This is a genomic window from Spirochaetota bacterium (assembly GCA_040756435.1).
Lineage (GTDB): Bacteria > Spirochaetota > UBA4802 > UBA4802 > UB4802 > UBA4802.
Map to the genome: position 1 here is coordinate 20,046 of JBFLZD010000021.1, position 18,979 is coordinate 39,024.

The window sequence follows — 18,979 nt, forward strand, 5'->3', positions numbered from 1 at the left end:
CTAAACATAAACCAATTGTACAGGTATGCCAATGGAAACTTTTAATGAACCATCACAGTGATACAGGTCGCCATCCATAGTATACATAAACGGTTTGGTTGAATGTATTTCTATTGTGCTAACAACTTTTTCAATGTAATCTTTATGGTTTATAGGTGAGCCATTTTTTAGTTTTAGTACATTCTTTGCCAGTTCCCCTGGTTTCATTGCACAAACTATGGTATGAAATTTATCATTATTTTCATTTGCTCTGTATAATGGATAAAACCCCATGCCTATAGTCTCTATGGTTCCTGCAAGAATCCCCAATACTTTTGAATACGGCATACTTTCATCATCACATTTAATATTTCCTTCAAATCCTTTAAATAAATTTGAATGTTCTTTAGCCAATGCCTCATAAATACTGTTAAATATTAAGCCTACCAGTTTAGTATAGCTTTTGCCTATGCCATAGTAAGTTTCCAGAAAATCTGAAACAAGACCATTGCCAAATAAAAAACAGTGATTTTTTTCTATACACATTGTTTTACGACTTACAACGCTGATATTCTTGCCATTGTTCATGGCAACAATTGTCCTCTGCAATATCGACTCTGCATCACCATTTAAATTAATACTATTAGCAACGTTGTTCATTGTGCCACCTTTTAATATTAACACAGGAGGCAGGTTATTTTTATACACAGTTGCAAACTGTGTAATAACATGATGTAATGTACCATCACCGCCTGAAGGAGCTATATAATCAATACCCATATTTTTAAACTCACGCGCTACATCAGCAATTTCTTCTATTGATTTTGTATATTTCACTATGACGTTATCCCGCCCAATTTTTTCAGATATACCTTTGGGACTTTTCTTTGATAATTTATATTTCCTTGAGTTGAGATTAACAATAACACCAATCTTTTTCATATGGTATCCTTTATATGTTATGATATAATTTCACAATGATTTTGTATTTTCTATGTATGCATGGTATATGTGTCAAACCTTTTTGGTTATGGGCAAATCTAAAAACTGCTTCCTTCCTAAATTTTTATATAATATTAAAGAAGTTTTATCCTTATTTATTATGCCCACAATGGAACATCCAAGTAAACAATTTTTTTACAAATCCCCTTATTATTAAAAATATATTGACTGGATCTTTATTGCAAGAAAATATATATTGCAAATAACAAAATTGTTATATCAAATTATAGTTGGATTGTAATCTTTTATGGCAATTATTTGTATACGTGGTGGGTCTCTATCAGCGGGACATAATGTTATTACATCATATGTCGATATACTTTCCCATGATGGGCTGCTTCAAGCTCATACATTAATTAATCTTTCAAAATTGGGCGATAGTTCCTTTGAAGGAGTGTGGCAGTTTGATACTGTACTATTGCATAAGCCAGATATTTTGATACTGCATTTTGGAATAGATGATATTTATAGGCCAGTCTACCGTTCAGAATTTAAGGAAAACCTTGTACGAATGGTACAGAAAGCACGCAATGCATCAATTAATCATATTATTCTGCCAACACTACATCTGGTTAGAAATCAATACGACATGAATGCAGTAGACGTTTTTACACGTACTGTACGTGAAGTAGCATTAGATATGGATTGTTTGCTTGCAATGGTGCATATTGAATGGATAAACTATCTCTATGAAACAGGACAAAGCTTAGATAGGCTATTAACTGTCGATGATAGATATCCCAATGAACAGGGACATGCATTAATTGCTGAAGCGATCAAGAAAAAGTTGGTACATTTATTGTAAGGGCACAATTCAGTGTGCCCTTACAATAACTTTATTAATATACTAACTACATTATATTACCTGCAATTTTTTTAATCTGTTCTTCAGCTTCTTTGTTCATCTTTTCAAGTAGCTGTGCACAAGTTGGTATATCATCTATAAGTCCTATGGATTGTCCAACCATCAGTGGTGCTGCATCTACATCACCCTGTTCCCATGCTTTACTCATTCGTTCACCTGATATTAATGGGAACAGTTCCTCAAAGCCTCCACCTCGTTGTTCAATTTCCAATATTTTATTAACTACTTCATTTTTCAAAGCCCTTCCTTGTAAATGCAGGCTTTTCATGATAAGTGTCGTTTCATACTCCTGACGTTTGACAAGCTCCTGTTTAATATTATCATGTACCTCACATTCTTTTGTAGCTATAAAGCGGCTTGCCATCATAACGCCTTCAGCACCTAACATCAGCGCCGCTGCCATAGTTTTCCCATTTGCAATACCACCAACTGTAATAACTGGAATTTTTACAGTCTGTGCAATTTTTGTCGTTAACACCATGGTTGTTACATCATCATTTAACGGATGTCCGCCTTCCTCTATACCCGCTGCATAAATTCCATCGTATCCAACGTGTTCAGCATGAACGGCATGCCGTACTGCACCCACTTTATGAAAAAGTTTTACACCTGCTTTTTTCAGCATGTCAATATATTCCATACCACAAGCTTTATCAATAGGTGCTCCTGAAACTTCAATTCCTGCAACCTTTTCTTCAGCACATACTTTAAGATACATTTTATGATGCTCCCCTGTGATACGAACAGAAGGTAGTATTGTGACATTGACAAAAAATGGTTTGTCGGTTAATTTTCGTGTTTCACGGATAGCATTTCTGAATTCTTCTTCGGTATTGTAATTACCTGCTGTGAGATTCCCTATCCCACCTGCATTTGAAATTGCAGCACATAATTTTGGCTTACACAACCACATCATTGCACCACAAATAATAGGATATTTAACCCCAATCATCTCAGTAATCTTTGTTTTAATCATATAGAAACTCTCCTAAAAAATATTGTATTAAATTATTATCTCACAATCACTGATTGGAAATGCTGCGCATGAATGGATGTACCCAAAACGCCTATCGGCCTGTCTAAGTTTTACTCCTTCAGGTTGATATACTTTACCACTCACTAACTTAACCCTGCACAAACTGCATTCACCGCTTCGGCACAGTGATGGTACCACAATCCCATTTTTTTCAAGTGACTGAAGCAATGGTTCACCTGCACTAACGGTAAAACTGTTTTTCCCTCGTACTTTAATAACAAAGGTTGTGTTTCTATTAATATCTTTTGGCCATCCTGGCTGCGCAAAGACATCAGTGGGTACACCGTACATCTCCATTCGTAGCTGCTTTGGTTTTAATTCAAGCGGCTGCAATTCTTTGAGCAAATGTTCATATAATGCCTGTGGTCCGCAGATAAAGAATGTTTTATCGGAACTATCGCCCACTACTTCTTTTATGATTTTTGCTGTAATGTACCCTTTATATGTGCCTGTGCCTTCTTCAAGTACGGGGATATAGTGAAAATATGAATATTTGGAAGCTAGCATAGAAAAGTAATCATGAAAAATCAGCTCACCTGCATTTTTACTTCCATAGATAAGCCATATTTCCATTTCAGTTCCTGTATTGATAGCATGTTGTATCATTGACTTAAATGGCGTTATACCACTACCACCTGCAATACAGACAAGTTTCTTGCTATGGATAATGGGATTATGATAAAAATTACCTGCAGGGGCTGATATCTGCAAACTATCGCCTATGGTAATGCTATCAAGTAGAAAGCTTGATACTAAACCGCCCTCAACACGGCGTACTGTTATATCATAATAGACAATTTCATCTGGCGAAGACGATATGCTGTATGGACGTGATGTGCGTATTCCATTGATTTCAACAATCACCGATATATATTGACCAGCCTGAAACGGTGGAAGATATTTTTGTTTTGATGCCAGCCGCAATGTTTTTGTTGATTGTGTTTCTTCTATAACATCAATTACCTTAACATCAATGTTCTGCGGATGCAACCGTTCAACATATTTTTTTGCAAGGCCTCTGTCCAATCTATAATTATATCCGTAGCGTTTCAGTACTTCTATATCTGTTATAACTTTGTCATATCCTTCAAGCTGTTTTAATATCTGGCTGTCCATGTGTTACCCCCTATTTATTTCTCATTTCTTTCAGGATAGCGCGTGCAGCTGAATGCCCTGAAGTGAGTGTTGGCTGATAACCAGCAGAACCATACCAGCTGCCTGCACAATACAGCCCATCAACAGGCGGTTTTGGCGAAACAAACAACGTAGAGTCTTTCACATACTGGTCAAATCCGTACGCTCCGCCACCTGGATGTCCCAAATAGCGCATATGGGTAATTGGTGTCGCTATCTCCATTTCTTCAATATGGCTAATAAGTCCCGGGAAAACTTTTTCTGCATTTTTCAGCATGGCTTCAGCACATCGGCATTTTTCATCATTGTACTGATGGGGAGGCACTTTCAGCCATGGTTCGGCATACTTCATGGTAACCAATACAACCTGCGATGTCCCTTTTGGCACCATTTCATTGTCAAAAACATTATAACAGGTTAATATGAATGAACTTTGATCAGTTTCAAGTGTTTTCGATAGTTCATAATCAAAATCCATATTTGTGGTGTTGCTGATAAAATTTGTTTCTTCATTAATGCCAACTTCATGATACTCACAATCCAGACCGCAATATATGGTAAAGAACGATGTCCCCACGCTGCTTCCTTTATATTGATCCAGAATTTTCTGATTTTCCCCATCATCCATCATATCTACAAATGTGCTTATTGCTGAAGCATTGGACAGCACATACTTAGATTCAAACTGCTGACCAGCAGCTGTCCTAACGCCACAAGCCTTATTGTTTTTAACCAATATTTTTTCAACTTCAGTATTGAACAATACCTCTCCGCCATTTTCATATACCACTTCCAGCATTGCATTTGACAGCATCTGCGAACCGCCTTTAATATGATATGGTTTAAACTCTACATATGAAAAGAGCAATGCTGCCATATCACTGAAACAAAGTTTGGAAGGTGGCAGTCCCATGTATGTCCAGTATGGGCTTATGACTGCTTTTAGTAACGGATCATTAAAATATTCATCAAGTACTGATTGAGTATCTTTTAAAGCATATTTGTAATATAAGGGATATTTTTTTGGATTAATATCTGGGTCATTTAAGTAAAATGCACCAATAACTTCAGTGAAAAACTGCCATACAAAATCAAAAAACTTCTTTATTGCATCCTTTTCTTTAGGGAACTTGTCCTGCAACACTTTAATCAGTTCTTCTTTATTTGTGGGCAAAGTTACATCGATAACACCAGGTAACACAACCCGGTAAAGTTTTTCCATTTCAACAAATTCCAGTTTATTCAGCACACCAATGCTATCCAGTACACTTCTTAGTGGTCCTGGCCGTTCAGGAGTACCCAACCCGCTTAACTGATGAAGCGAGACTTCAAACTCAAATCTACCCCGGCAAAAGCTTGTTGCACACCCGCCGGGAATGTTGTGCTTTTCTATTAAAAGGATTTTAACTCCTTTTCGGGCAAGAGTAGCAGCTGCAGATAAACCCGCATTTCCTGCACCAATAATTATTACATCATACATTGTAGAACCTCCTTTAACATAACATTGTTATGTTAAAAAACTAAGAATTTTAGTCAACTATTTTTAAACAAAAAAAGTATTAAATCTCCAACTAAATTCAGTAATAATTCCTTAAAAAATATCATAATGAATATAGTGTACGCCCCGCCGCCAAAGGCTGCGGGGGTGTACACTATATTATATTTTGTTCAAATTTCCACATTTAGGAATAATTAATAAACTAAGTTTATCATTTATATAAAATACTTCGCTAACGATCTATAAAGTCACGCATACACTCTTTTTTTTGTTGAGACTATATGATTATTATAAATTATCACCAAAAACTAAAAGAGAGGCATGACCAACCTCTCTTTTAAAAAATTTTTTAACATATCCTGATATATTTATCGTTTTGCTAATGGGATATACTCTTTATAGCCATCAAGAGAAGATGCATACGCTGGCCGTATTATTTTATTATGAATTATCTGTTCTATCCTGTGAGCTGACCATCCACTAAACCTGGCCATTGCAAAAATAGGAGTAAACAGTTCCATAGGTATACCCATCATTTTGTAAATTAAGCCAGAATAAAAATCAACATTTGGTGAAGCAACTGTTCCTTTATATTTCTGTACTAAGCGTGAACCAATATCTGCAACTTTTGCAAAGAGATTGAATTCATCTAAATTCTTTTTCATCCTTGCAAATTCTTCTGCTTTTTGCCTGAAAATAATTGCACGTGGATCAGATTTTGTATAGACCGCATGACCTATACCATATATTTTACCACTTTTGTCATGAGCTTTCTTTTCAAGCATAAGCTTAAGATAATGTTCTACCTCTTCATCATCCTCCCAATCTTTAACATGCTGCTTAATATCTTTCATCATTTTCATGACTGCTTCGTTTGCTCCACCGTGTAAATGGCCGCTTAATGAAGCCACACCAGCACATAAAGCCATATAGGTATTGGCACCACTTGAAGTCACTGTTCGTACAGCAAATGTTGAGTTATTGCCTCCACCATGCTCTGCATGCAACATGAGAGCTAAATCAAAAAGTTTAGCTTCATATTCATCAGGTCGTTGGCCTCGCAACATATATAAAAAGTTTTCAGCAGTACTCCATTCAGGGTTGGGCTTTGTAATAAATAAATCACCCCCTTTTCTGAATTTCATTACATTATAATTATATGCAATGATTACCGGAGCTTTAGCAATAATGTTTATACACTGTCTGCTTACATCCTTTATATCTGTTGAATCGGGATCTGGATCACATCTGCTTAAATGTGAAATGACAGAATGTAAAGCATACATCTGATTATAGTTAACATCTTCCTGCATTATAATACTGCGTTCAAGTTTAGTCAATGGGCGTCTGTCAGCGATTACTTCTTCAAATCGCTCAAGATCCTTTTTATCTGGCAACTCACCGGTAAGCAGCAAATAGGTTACTTCATCAAATCCATATCTCCCTTCCTCCTGAATATGCTGTGCTAATTCACAGGCATCATACCCACAATAATAAAGCTTACCCTCAACTGGCTTAACAGTAAATGTCCCATCAGGATTTGGAATTTTTTCATACCCTATAACTATCCCTTTAGAAGTTATACCGGCTACAACTCCTGAACCATCCGGATTCCTGAGGCCTAATTTGATATCCTTTTTCTTAATCAACTCTGGAGAAATTGCATCATGCTCCAGCATCAGCTTTTCAATCTTCTTTAAGATGTTTTCCATCCACGCCTCCGTATTATTAATTGGTATTGGTTCTGCTGTTTTTGCCAGTATCATAGCCATATGAGTACCTACCTTTTTATAATTTATGACTATGATACACAGTATAGTGTAATGTACAAGAACATCTACATTAAATAACAAAATTTTCTATATATTTAACATTATTGCAATAAAAGAACAGGATTTTGTGGGATTTTCAAAGCAGCAATCAGATAGATTAACTAAAATTCAAGGTTCTAAATAATAACAAAAAATTTGTATCATAATTTTGTCAAGCTTTAAAATCACTTAATCTTACATAAAATGGATTCATGCGGCTTGAGCTCGCCTAAATCTATATGGTCACTATACATATAAATTTCCCTGTTACCCCAAACGTCAACAAGCTTACTTGTTGGTGTCATGATTGTTTTTAATAATCCTTTAAGTTGCACTATCTTTTTCCTGGTACTATCGGAAAAATTGAAAAATGCAATATAACCAGCTGAATTATATATAATTTCGGGCATCTCCTTTTCCATTATATCAACTGGATAAGATTTTTCTAAACTACAAATCTTACTCAATTCATCAATGGTATCTATCAGCTTCCAATCATCATTGTGCAATAAGGCCAAATTATCCGAAATAAAGTACATGCCACCTGTAATAATAACCGCATTGATCAGTGTCATCCTTTCTTCTTTTGAAAGTTTTGTTTCTGTTTTTCGCAACATGATACAATCAGGGTCATTGAGCCATAAAAACCTATTCATCTGAGATCGATTCAGTATACTTCGTATTGCAAATTTAGTGCATAATGCATGTGGATCACGTGTTAGATAGTAACGATATTTAGCCATCCAGTAAGGAGCAACGTCAGGGCCAATACGCATACCATCAACATGCCCTATTGATGCTGATAAAGGCGCACCACATCCCAGGATAAACACTCTATCACCGGCAATATCCCTGATCAAGGAGTATCCTAATTTCAAACGTTGAGCAGATGTTAAAGTCATATCATATGCCTTGCCGCACAATGAAGCAGCATACACAAAATCTAATTTCAAATATCCAAATCCCCATTCATGGACAAATGTATTAATAACCCCTTTTATGTATTCCTGATACTCAGGATGCGTAGTATCCAGAGCATAAAAATATCCAAATATATCCCAATTGGGATTCCATCCTGCAACAACTGGCTTCCCATCACTATCATGAAGAAACCAGTCAGGATGATTTTGATAAAGCATTGATTTTCGTGAAGCTATAAAGGGAGCAAGCCATATACCCGGAACCATCCCCATAGTCCTGATCTTGCGGGCAATTGGAGCAAGACCACTGGGGAATTTATTATTTATAGATAGCCAGTCACCTATTGCTGTTTGATAACCATCATCTATCTGGAAAACATCAAACCGCTTTCCTTTACTTCTTAAAACATGAAGATTGTGATAAATACTTTTTTCATCCACTTTTGTATAGTAATAGTACCAGGAACACCACCCCTTAGGTATTTTTCTTCGTAATGAAATTTGAGAACGAATGAGTGCAAAATATCGATCAAAAGCTTCGTTGATGTTTTTATTGGTAATTAAGTAAATTAAATCAGCTCTTAATTTTAATGAAGGGCTTACTATGATATTGCAAAAATCATGAATTATATCCAGCTGTATAGTGTTGTCGACAGTTAATGTATTTAAATATACATATTGATTAAACTGCCTTCCCTGCCCTATCACACAAAATGATGAATTTTCTGAACCAATAGCAGTAAACATGGTACTGTTAAAAGAGCCTTTTTTTCCTGAAGGCAAATTTCTGATATTATCCTGTAAGATATTCATGCAAGAAAGCCAGCTAGCCATTTCTTTATCATTCAATGAATAAGAACTGGTTAAACTCCATGACTGATAACCATTTTTAAATACACGATAATTCTCAGTTTTTGGAATGGAGAATCTGCCAATTGATGTAATAATTTTATCTAAGGATATATCCTCATCGGAAAGGTTGTCTATAGTATATTTTATAGCAAGATGATCTTCTTCATCTGATATAACAACAGTAATTCGTATAGTATCATCATTGATGATACAGGTGGTTTTCTTTTTACCCAATGCTGTTACAGGTAATGAGTGAATCTTATGAATAGTTTGATTTTGTAAGCGGTATATATATTGTATTTTCCATCCTTCAAAAAGTACATCCGGCTTTTTTAATTGTATTTTAAGTTCTTTTTTACTTTTCGATACAATCCATTCCATAATGGGCCTCTATTTTGATGAGCAATCAAGAATGTGATTATCAAATACGGAACCAATCAGCAGTGATGAATTGTATCGCACACCCACAGTAGAAGATTGAATTAATTTACCATCATCCAGGAATTCTATTTCTTTTTTGTAGCCATTATCAGTAAAAATAATTTTAATTATTTCGGATGGGGCAATTGCCTTTTCATTTTTTGAATGTTTTACAAATGTTAATAATTTTGGATGGCAACCTGCCCATAACATTCCCTGTCTGTCAAACGTTATATTATCAACACCTGTATTGCATTGTATATCATATAAAAACGTTAAATTATAATCTTTTTCAATAGCATATGCTTTTATACACTTACCTACAGGCGAAGCAACAAATAACTTTGACCTGTCAGGGCTTAATGTTACACCATTAGCATATTTAATATGTTGAGCTTTTATGTTAAATTTTTTCCCATCATAAAACAATACATACGAATTGGATAGCTGGAGATATTCCTCCAGAGCCTTGCCAAATGATGATTTGTTGCCATGATCATTGGTAACGTAGAATATATCTTCTGCTACCATGGCACAATCGTTGGGTGAAAACATAAGATTATGATCCTCAATGGATTGTATATATTTCAGATTGTTTTCTTTAACAAGAAATTTTTCAATATAATGACCATTAGTACGATGATTCACCACATACAGTAACAGCTTATCTTTTGTAATTTTAATTAAATCAATACCATGGGGATGAAACTCAAAAGGAAAATCAGATTTCATTTTATTGAGAACTTTTGTTTTTGTATTGTACGAAAATATTGCCCCATTTATATTCTGCCCACGAGCAAATGCTCTGCGGTCATCAGAAGAAATGTATGCAATCCCGGAATTATAATCTACAACGATATCTTCAGGCCCCGGTATAGAACCAACTGGTTTACATGAATAATTTGAAAATGGGGTTATTGTTTTAAATTCACCCGCATCATATAATGTTTTGATTACAAAGACTATAACTATAAGAATTAATACAATAATTGTTATAGTTGACTTTTTCATATATAGAACCTCCCAGAAGAATCATACATAAATTTATTTTTGTGCTAAATATACTATATGCAATACATTATAGTTTACTTGATGATAGTAAGATAGTGTATATGTCGTCAAGTATTATTACAATAAATTTTTTATGAATATTATTAAATTTTATTTACATCCTTCTTCATGGATTCCCATATCTCTTTAAGTCCCTTTTTCCACTTTTCATTTTCCAATGCTTTACCCCGCCATTTTCTACCTTCAATGACATTACGTTCCAGTACTTGCCAACCATGTTTATAATCAAACCACTTCCACTGGCTTCCAGCTTTATAGATACATTCACAATTTTCTATTTTAATCAATACATCTGAGGCTTTAACATAGTCAAAATAAACCCAGTGCATACCAGCATAAAAGATATATTCTGGATCTTGTATGCTCAATAATGCATCAAAACCCCTTGTATGATTAAAGCTTTTCCAGTCCAACCCTGCATGGTATATATATTTGGAAGAGTGCAATTCTATAAGGCGGGCAAGCCCCCTTTCATAATCAAACTGCTTCCAGAACCTCCCTGCCCTGAAGATATACTCATCATTATCCCATTTAAGAATTTGATTAATCCCGCATTGATAATCAAAGTTTTTCCAATAAATACCTGCATGATACAATCCATCGATATCATTATTTTTTATGAAATACTCCATTGCCAGAGCAACATCAAAGTATATCCAATCTTTGCCAGCTTTTACAATATAATCTGTTACATTGCAGGCTAATAGTTCCTGAACCAGGTTTAACGATCGGTCATGCTTTTCTAATCCTTCTCTGTAAATTGCCTGGGCTTTTTTTATGTTATCTTCTTTAATCATATTGTATGTTCTAAATCATCTAAAACAATATTGCTATGGTATCAAACAATGGGAATTGCTTTCCCAAATGGTGCCACAAAATTTTCATTGCGGCTTTTTGTTATTAGCCATAAGGTATTGGGATACGGCTTCAATCTATCAACATCATATATATATCCATCCGTAATGACAAGCACCATTTCCTTATGCCCTTTTAAATAGTCATTAAAAAATGATGAAAAGAAGGTTGCACCGCCATATCCTGATTTAATGAGCTTCCAGTCACCTTTTTTATATTCATACGGTCTTGCTGATGTGTCAGAACGTATGAATGTGTCCCCATGTTTTACCGGGATGAAATATTCTTCGTCAACACATACAAGAAAGACTTTATATTTGCCGGTTAAATCTTCTATAATCCCAAAAGCTGTTTCCAGATCTTCCCTTTGTGCCATCATAGAAGCAGAAATGTCGATAGCTACTGTGATTATTTCACTCTGTTTATAAGCCCTGCCTGCTATATATATTCCCCGGGCAACATATCTTCGGTTAAACCGCGAATGGGTGTAATACCACTCGTTTGAATGCGACATGTAGTCAATAATACTTTTGATATGATTTTTATAGTATGAACTATCGCACATATTAATTTTTTCAAGTAATGCCACTATATCCATATAAGACCGTTCAACAGCACACCATTCATCTTTTTTTGCATGGGCAATAATTTTATTCTTCACTGAGCGCTTGTTGGCGTTATCTTCGGCAAAATAATGGACACCGGTTGGAAGATGTGAATTTTCATCCTGGAGGACTATTTTTTCATCATCTACGGATGAATGAGAAAGATAATTTTTATAATTAAATTCATCATCATTTTCCTGGCTATTATTATGAGCTATCGCATACCGATCATCATGAAACATTCCTTTTTGTTTTTCTATATCACCATGATGATGTATAACTGTTAATTCATTTTGTTTTTTTAATAGCCACCGATATACATCCTCCCACAGTGGATCCTGGATAGCTGTTTCATCATAAAACTCCTGAGGAATAAATGGTAAGCCTTGAGGAATAGTAAGAACAGGTACATCCCACTGATATTGCCCTTTATGAGAAAAAAAACTTTTGCTATGGTTATGAATGAATGTATTGACCACCATATCCTGGGCAATGTTCTGCAACACAATATCACCTGCCTTTGCCCTGTGTTCATGTTCCAGTATGACATGAAGCATTTCATGAACTAAAAGACCAATAAATTCATCCTGCGAAATGGTGTTTAAAAAATCAGGATTGTAGTATAAAACCATTCTCTGTGATGCAACCAGTGATAATGTTGGGATTGATTGTGTTTCTACAAATTCAACGGCATGATAAAAATACGAGGTAAACCTGCTCTGTTTCCAGATTTTAAGAAGTGCTTCGTTAATAAACATATTGGCCATTGCTATTACACATCAAGAAAAACCTGAACTTTTTGCATGATACTCTGTTTTTCTTCCGGATTATCAATATAGTTTAACGCATCCGGTATTTGTGTAAACAGCCCACAGTCCCTTACCAGTGAATACATGAATGATACTCGTGTATCGGCGCGGGTGCAGGATACAAATTTCAAGAAATTGGATAACTTTTTCAGCAATTGTTCATCGGGGCTGCCACTTCTTTTTACATTGTCATCGTGCAGCATATGAATGGCGCCGTTAACAGCCCACAATATATCTTCAGCGGGAATAGTATCATTTAAAAGTTCTTGCAATTTATTTTCATCACCTGCAAGGATATCATTGCTGCTTATAGCTCGCGGCGATACATACTGTAAAATAAAATCTGTGCCGGCAATATCGCCAATTAAGGATATAATAATTTTTTGAAGCACCGTATAATCATTATTTAAGAGATAGTTCCTGAATTGCTCATCAGTCTGGAAATTATATGCCTTATACAGTGTATCTGAAACCTGATGCCATCCACGGGGATTAGGATTAACCGATGAACTATCCCATAATCTGTCAGGGTACGTTGCAATGTATTGGATAACCGCAGGATGAATGCCTTCTTCAATTGCCCACTGCAGCCAGTTTGAAGCATCCGGAACCAGATTAAATACTGCTAATCTACCATCAAGAGCAGAATCATCAAAATCAGTGATGACTGTATTATCTGAATCACCTAAATTACCTGCAAGGACAATAGCAGTCTTTGGTGGCAATATATGTTCGCCACACATACGCTCGGTTATAATCTGAAATAATGTCTGGATAACAGTTGGGTGAGCCCTGTTTGCCTCATCTAAAAACCATAAAATCCCATTATAGCCTTCCGGAATAGTTTCTGGAGGGATGAATCGCGGTCTGAAATAAATCATCCTTTTAAGATTGTTGTCGGGTACAGGATAGCCACCCAAGTCCACATTTTCTTTGAATGCTAATCGCGTATCTATGTAATAATAATTATGTTTTTTTGCAACCTGCTCTACAATTGCTGATTTTCCAACACCCGGATACCCAACTATTTTAATAGCATAGTTGATTGAACCTTCAGTTTGCAGGTATCTGTCAAGAATCTCAATTAATTCAATAGTTGATACTTCTACTGGCCGTTTCATAATAATTAATTCTATCGTAAACAATATATTTATTCAATAATTTATTTATATAGCTTCACCTATTGTCACATAAACACCAGTAAAGTTTTTACTAAATCCTATATCCAGGCGTGCATTAAGAGTTTGATCTTTCTTTAACTTAAATCGCAAACCTCCACCCCAGGTATAGACGATGCATTCTTTGTTAAAATCACGTATAGCCGGAGCAACTTCTCCAGCACCAGCAAAACCACACCCAATAAACCTCCAGAATAAAGGGAATCTATACTCTGCCTGTACAACAACGACATTGCGGTCCCTGTATCTACCTTCATACAAACCTCGCATAAGCTTTGCTCCTCCCATTTGTGACAATAAATAAAAAGGAGCCTGACCGTGTATATAACCCGAAAAAAATTGCAAAGCCAAAACATGCGAAAACCAGAAAGGTTCAAAGAAACGATAATCAAAGGTTACATTAATATAATCAAAATCACTTTTGATATATTTTGAATACTGTGTAATGGTAAAATTAGCATACGAACCATCACGCGTAAACAAGATGTCATCACGATTGTCATAATTTAAGGTAAATCCAAGACCGGAAACAAGCCCTTTATCTGCCCCTGGTAATATATTTGAGTCAATGAGTCCACCATCTTGAGCCTGTGTTGTTTTTCTTACATCTATGTGATACAACAAGCCAATATAAAATCCAGGAATAAATGCACGCTCAATAATATTTTTAAATGAAAATATCCTGGATGTATAGGCTTCTTTGTCCTCTTCTAAAGTATCCTGGCCAATTCCATAAAATTTATCGGGATAATTCATATACTGGAATTCATTCTTGATATGATATTTGTCTCTAAAAAAATAGAACTCAGGAAAAACCTGAAATATAAACTGATCATTTTGTGTATGGGTAAATGTTATTGCCAATGTTGTTGGACGCAATTTTATTGGTGGTATACTCATTATTATATCCTGAAAGTATGTCAAAAATACGACACCATAGGCAAACTGTGTTTCAGGTTTATAATAAAGATGTGGTATTATCAACCAGTCATTCTGGCTTATGACAACTATATCCTGTAATGGCTCACCTGTTACAGTATCTTTTATGTCAGTTTTTGCATACAAATTAGATGAAAAATAAATACATAATAAAAACAGTATTATACATAAACTGATTTTCGTGGATTTTCTTATGATAGATCTATTCATAATTACTATTATAGACATAAATATGAATCTATTCCCAAAAAATGGAACGAATGGCATTCATAACAGCTGCTACTGTTTTATTTTAATCCAGTAGTATACTAATCCTGTAGAGGTTAACACTATCCCTAACAGTGAAGGAATAAATGCAGTAATCAGTGTAACTATTAAATATATTACATAAAATAAAACTACCAGAATTACAGTGGTAGGATATCCCCATGTCTTAAATGGCCTTACAGCCTCAGGGTATTTTCTACGTAAAACAATAACACTTGTTAAAGTCAATATATTAAAAATGGTTCCTGTTGCCGAAAAATAATCAATGACTGCTTCATAAGAATTTTTATATATCGATGCAAAAATTACCAGTACACATGCCCAAACACCCTGCATAACCATTGCATTATTAGGTGTTTTATAGGTATCATGAACCTGTGCACACCATGAAAAAAATAAATTATCCTGTGCCATGGCGTGCCATGTCCGCGCTTTTACCATTACCTGAGTACCAACATTGCCAAATGTATTAATCATTACTGCATATGCAACAAGCAGTGCCCCTGCTGCACCAAGAGCATTTTGCAAAGCATCAACCGCTATCCATTTTGAAATTGCAAATTTATCTACCGGTATCTGAAACAGATACGCTGCATTAGCACTCATATAAAGAATCAAAACACACGCGATACCAATCAGTAACGACATTGGCAGGTTTTTTCTGGGATTCTTTACCTCTTCGGCAACATACGTTGCCCCTTCCCAGCCACTGAATGCAAAAAATGCATACCTGAGAGCAGCTCCAATTCCCAGAATATGAGTAAACGTAAAATGCTCTGGCAAAAGTGGTGTATAGAAATTATGAACATTACCATTTTTTGCAAAACACGCTATTATAATGTAACCAAGCGCAATGACTTTTGATGAACTGATAATAATTTGTACAACGCCACTGAGCTTAACACCAAAACAATTAATAATGGTATGAAACACTATTATAAGTAATGCAATGATAACAACCATAGCATGAGATAGATATATCCCTGAAGAAATTTCAAGGGAAGCCTGAGTATATTCGGCAAAGACCAATGCCACAGCAGCAATAGCTCCTGTTTCAGATACAAAGAACATTGCCCACCCACGTAAAAATGCAATCAAAGGGCCATATGCTTCTTTTAAATATATATAGGGACCACCAGACCGTGGCATCATTGCTACCAGTTCAGCATAACACACTGCAGCAAAAATTGTAATAACTGCACCAATAATCCAGACGCTTCCAAAAAGCAGTGTTGACCCCACAAGAGCCATAATGGGTCCGGGTGTTCTGAAGATGCCTGATCCAATAATACGGCTTATTACAATAGAAACAGCTGAAGGTAACCCCAATCCCCGAGTTAAATTTGTTTCTTCAGTAAAATTCTTATTATTGATGTTATGCATGGTGGTTATTGCGCAGGATGGTAGGTATAGTTACGCTTTATGTATATATCTTCAACCTTAAAATCATTAGAACGCAATAAATTAAATAACTCCCTTGCCAGCGTAAGATTAGATAATCCAATTACCACTCCACAATGTCTGGTTATAGCATTAGGAACAGGTAATAACGCATATGATAATTCAGGATAATTGTTCTGCAACCAGTAATGTGCACGCATTCCTTCGGCAACTGACACAAATGTGATTAAACATCGGGTAGTATCTTTTCTGAAAAGAGAAACAAAAATTTTGTGAATATGCAATCGTACCCCTAATAGAAAAAAAGCAATCATATCAAATAATGATTGAGGTTTATATCCTTTCCCTTTTATTATTTCAAAACGGGCAGTTGAATTATCAATGACAACGGTGTTCATGATATTACCCGATTCAACACACCATTGCTCTATCTCTTTCTTCATAGAAGGGTCATCGGAAATAATCTCTACAGATGAACCATCACTGACGGTATTCATAGTTTTAGCAATCAATGCAACAGATATGGGACAACTATATCCACGGGTATCTATAACTGTTTTTTCACTTTGATTTTTAGCCATCAAACTATGACCTGATAGAGTATATCTTAATTATGATATGCATACTGCAACATGTTTCTATATTTATTATATGTATAATACCTGAACTTTAATATATAGTAACGGTTTGTGATGAGTTTTGAATTTTTAAAATCATATGGCGAAAAAAGTATAGGATTTGCTAAAATTGCTAACATCCTGGATTTTTCATCAGTGCTTAGCTGATATATATTTCTTCCAAAATAGTAATATGAAGCATTTTTAATTCCAAATACTCCCTTACCTAATTCACAATAGTTAAGATATAATTCAAGTATCCTATCCTTATCCAGAATCATTTCCATTTCCAATGAAATCAAAAGTTCAACATATTTTCTGATAATTGATTTAACTGGCAGTAGAAAAAGAGTGCGCGATAGTTGCTGGGTTATAGTGCTGGCTCCATACATTCTATATCCAACTTTATAATTAATTACTATCGCCCGTTTGATTGCTTCAATATCAATACCATTATGTTTATAAAATTTATAATCTTCTATTGAGACAACCATCTTTTTAATGTCATCAGGGATTTTCTTAAATGGTATGAACTTTACCGGTTTTACCGTATAACCATCAACATACAACCGGTATGCCATTAACGGTGTTGTATAGGGGTTATGATTAGAATAATATAATAGTAAAGCCCCCATACCCAGAAAAAAGACTATATGAAGAGCTATCGCCGCTTTAATAATTTTTTTTGTGAAAGCCCACTTATAGTTCAAAGATTCCAAATAATAATCAGTTGTATTACTCCAGCGTTTTAAACGCCCATACATCATTTTTAAATCCTGTACCATCAAAACCACCTATTAAAATAATTCTGTCTTTGAAAACAGTACAACTGTGCGAAACCCGCTCACCCATTGGCGTGAAGCTTGAAAAAAGTTCCCAATCTTTCCCATTGTCCGACCTGTAAACAGTGCCTCCTTTTCTGAATCCACCAATAACCCACAATGATTTTTTATACACCACTGCCCCATGGCCACCGCCAGCAAAAAAAGGCATATTGCTTGCCACTTTATGCCAGTGAATTCCATCAGATGAATTCCACACATCGCTGAAGCTTGTAAAATTATTGTTTCCGTCAACACGGATACCGCCAATCACCCATAATTTATTGTTAAATGATGTCAAAACATGTCCACCACGTGAACCAAAAGGTAAATTTCCTGCTACTTTATGCCAGCTAATACCATCGTCCGATTTGAAAGCTTCTGCGCCACAGGCAATACCTCCAACCAGCAAAATAGTGTTTTTAAATACTGTACATGCATGTCCGCCACGGGGCATAAATTCAGCCGTTTCTTTTACACACTGCCAGCTAATGCCATCATCTGTTGCCCATACGTCATTCAGGTCAATAATATTTCGTGATTCATCAAATGTAAGCCCACCAACAATATATAATTTATCATTATATACAAATGCAGTATGTCCTGCCCTTGGTTTAAAAGGCATTGGCCCGGCATTATACCAGTGTAATCCCTCTTTAGAATACCATACATCGTTATACGGATTATTGCCGTCCCATCCACCTATAAGCCATAATTTCCCTTTGAAGACAGTGCAGGTATGCCCTGCCCTGCCAGAAAATGGTGCATGCAAAAGATAACGGGTAAAGCTTGATTCTTTTTCGTTAAAACCAATCAGCAGTGAAGTAGCAAAAACAATCAGCCCTGTAATTAATAGTACTGTTACACCATATTTATATAAAATTCTAAAATTCATATGT

At 35.4% G+C, this 18,979-nt stretch carries 16 protein-coding genes; 1 reads left to right on the forward strand and 15 read right to left on the reverse strand.

Going from position 1 to position 18,979, the window contains the following annotated elements:
• Positions 1–921, reverse strand: coding sequence for a diacylglycerol kinase family protein (locus AB1444_07635; GenBank protein MEW6526519.1), 921 nt, complete (start codon positions 919–921; stop codon positions 1–3).
• A 307-nt stretch (positions 922–1,228) separates the two neighbouring features.
• Between AB1444_07635 and AB1444_07640 the strand changes: the two genes are divergently transcribed.
• Positions 1,229–1,786 (forward strand): SGNH/GDSL hydrolase family protein, encoded by a 558-nt coding sequence (locus AB1444_07640; GenBank protein MEW6526520.1) that lies wholly within the window; start codon positions 1,229–1,231, stop codon positions 1,784–1,786.
• A gap of 46 nt (positions 1,787–1,832) precedes the next feature.
• Here the strand turns inward: AB1444_07640 and AB1444_07645 are convergent, their stop codons facing one another.
• The 14 genes from AB1444_07645 to AB1444_07710 all read right to left on the reverse strand — a co-directional run bounded on the left by AB1444_07645 (position 1,833) and on the right by AB1444_07710 (position 18,975).
• The gene (locus AB1444_07645; protein ID MEW6526521.1) at positions 1,833–2,822 is read right to left on the reverse strand and encodes a nitronate monooxygenase family protein; all 990 of its coding nucleotides are present in this window, start codon (positions 2,820–2,822) and stop codon (positions 1,833–1,835) included.
• A 27-nt stretch (positions 2,823–2,849) separates the two neighbouring features.
• Positions 2,850–3,998, reverse strand: coding sequence for an iron-sulfur cluster-binding domain-containing protein (locus AB1444_07650; protein ID MEW6526522.1), 1,149 nt, complete (start codon positions 3,996–3,998; stop codon positions 2,850–2,852).
• Between the two features lie 10 nt (positions 3,999–4,008).
• On the reverse strand, positions 4,009–5,496 hold the full coding sequence (locus AB1444_07655; GenBank protein MEW6526523.1) for an NAD(P)/FAD-dependent oxidoreductase: 1,488 nt from the start codon (positions 5,494–5,496) through the stop codon (positions 4,009–4,011).
• A 386-nt stretch (positions 5,497–5,882) separates the two neighbouring features.
• On the reverse strand, positions 5,883–7,286 hold the full coding sequence (locus tag AB1444_07660) for a citrate synthase (GenBank protein MEW6526524.1): 1,404 nt from the start codon (positions 7,284–7,286) through the stop codon (positions 5,883–5,885).
• Positions 7,287–7,510: 224 nt separating this feature from the next.
• Positions 7,511–9,478, reverse strand: coding sequence for a glycoside hydrolase family 36 protein (locus AB1444_07665; GenBank protein MEW6526525.1), 1,968 nt, complete (start codon positions 9,476–9,478; stop codon positions 7,511–7,513).
• 9 nt (positions 9,479–9,487) lie between these two features.
• Positions 9,488–10,528, reverse strand: a complete 1,041-nt coding sequence (locus AB1444_07670) for an SMP-30/gluconolactonase/LRE family protein (GenBank protein ID MEW6526526.1) — start codon at positions 10,526–10,528, stop codon at positions 9,488–9,490.
• A 143-nt stretch (positions 10,529–10,671) separates the two neighbouring features.
• Entirely contained in the window at positions 10,672–11,385 is a 714-nt protein-coding gene (locus AB1444_07675; protein ID MEW6526527.1) for a hypothetical protein, read from the reverse strand.
• A 41-nt stretch (positions 11,386–11,426) separates the two neighbouring features.
• Positions 11,427–12,806, reverse strand: coding sequence for a hypothetical protein (locus AB1444_07680; protein MEW6526528.1), 1,380 nt, complete (start codon positions 12,804–12,806; stop codon positions 11,427–11,429).
• 14 nt (positions 12,807–12,820) lie between these two features.
• The gene (locus tag AB1444_07685; GenBank protein MEW6526529.1) at positions 12,821–13,978 is read right to left on the reverse strand and encodes a hypothetical protein; all 1,158 of its coding nucleotides are present in this window, start codon (positions 13,976–13,978) and stop codon (positions 12,821–12,823) included.
• A gap of 45 nt (positions 13,979–14,023) precedes the next feature.
• Positions 14,024–15,202, reverse strand: coding sequence for a BamA/TamA family outer membrane protein (locus AB1444_07690; protein MEW6526530.1), 1,179 nt, complete (start codon positions 15,200–15,202; stop codon positions 14,024–14,026).
• A gap of 51 nt (positions 15,203–15,253) precedes the next feature.
• Positions 15,254–16,624 (reverse strand): amino acid permease, encoded by a 1,371-nt coding sequence (locus tag AB1444_07695; protein MEW6526531.1) that lies wholly within the window; start codon positions 16,622–16,624, stop codon positions 15,254–15,256.
• Between the two features lie 5 nt (positions 16,625–16,629).
• Positions 16,630–17,223, reverse strand: a complete 594-nt coding sequence (locus tag AB1444_07700; GenBank protein MEW6526532.1) for a sulfurtransferase TusA family protein — start codon at positions 17,221–17,223, stop codon at positions 16,630–16,632.
• 26 nt (positions 17,224–17,249) lie between these two features.
• Positions 17,250–18,044 carry a transglycosylase domain-containing protein gene (locus AB1444_07705; protein MEW6526533.1) on the reverse strand — a complete coding sequence of 265 codons (795 nt, stop codon included), beginning with the start codon at positions 18,042–18,044 and terminating at the stop codon, positions 17,250–17,252.
• Positions 17,995–18,975, reverse strand: coding sequence for a kelch repeat-containing protein (locus tag AB1444_07710; GenBank protein ID MEW6526534.1), 981 nt, complete (start codon positions 18,973–18,975; stop codon positions 17,995–17,997). The genes AB1444_07705 and AB1444_07710 overlap by 50 nt, the downstream gene beginning before the upstream one ends.
• Positions 18,976–18,979: the final 4 nt, after the last annotated feature.

Excerpts from the sequence above, each read along its gene's own strand:
- AB1444_07635 (MEW6526519.1), bottom strand. The coding sequence starts at position 921 with ATGAAAAAGATTGGTGTTATTGTTAATCTCAACTCAAGGAAATATAAA.
- AB1444_07640 (MEW6526520.1), top strand. The coding sequence starts at position 1,229 with ATGGCAATTATTTGTATACGTGGTGGGTCTCTATCAGCGGGACATAAT.
- AB1444_07645 (MEW6526521.1), bottom strand. The coding sequence starts at position 2,822 with ATGATTAAAACAAAGATTACTGAGATGATTGGGGTTAAATATCCTATT.
- AB1444_07650 (MEW6526522.1), bottom strand. The coding sequence starts at position 3,998 with ATGGACAGCCAGATATTAAAACAGCTTGAAGGATATGACAAAGTTATA.
- AB1444_07655 (MEW6526523.1), bottom strand. The coding sequence starts at position 5,496 with ATGTATGATGTAATAATTATTGGTGCAGGAAATGCGGGTTTATCTGCA.
- AB1444_07660 (MEW6526524.1), bottom strand. The coding sequence starts at position 7,286 with ATGGCTATGATACTGGCAAAAACAGCAGAACCAATACCAATTAATAAT.
- AB1444_07665 (MEW6526525.1), bottom strand. The coding sequence starts at position 9,478 with ATGGAATGGATTGTATCGAAAAGTAAAAAAGAACTTAAAATACAATTA.
- AB1444_07670 (MEW6526526.1), bottom strand. The coding sequence starts at position 10,528 with ATGAAAAAGTCAACTATAACAATTATTGTATTAATTCTTATAGTTATA.
- AB1444_07675 (MEW6526527.1), bottom strand. The coding sequence starts at position 11,385 with ATGATTAAAGAAGATAACATAAAAAAAGCCCAGGCAATTTACAGAGAA.
- AB1444_07680 (MEW6526528.1), bottom strand. The coding sequence starts at position 12,806 with ATGTTTATTAACGAAGCACTTCTTAAAATCTGGAAACAGAGCAGGTTT.
- AB1444_07685 (MEW6526529.1), bottom strand. The coding sequence starts at position 13,978 with ATGAAACGGCCAGTAGAAGTATCAACTATTGAATTAATTGAGATTCTT.
- AB1444_07690 (MEW6526530.1), bottom strand. The coding sequence starts at position 15,202 with ATGTCTATAATAGTAATTATGAATAGATCTATCATAAGAAAATCCACG.
- AB1444_07695 (MEW6526531.1), bottom strand. The coding sequence starts at position 16,624 with ATGCATAACATCAATAATAAGAATTTTACTGAAGAAACAAATTTAACT.
- AB1444_07700 (MEW6526532.1), bottom strand. The coding sequence starts at position 17,223 with ATGGCTAAAAATCAAAGTGAAAAAACAGTTATAGATACCCGTGGATAT.
- AB1444_07705 (MEW6526533.1), bottom strand. The coding sequence starts at position 18,044 with ATGGTACAGGATTTAAAAATGATGTATGGGCGTTTAAAACGCTGGAGT.
- AB1444_07710 (MEW6526534.1), bottom strand. The coding sequence starts at position 18,975 with ATGAATTTTAGAATTTTATATAAATATGGTGTAACAGTACTATTAATT.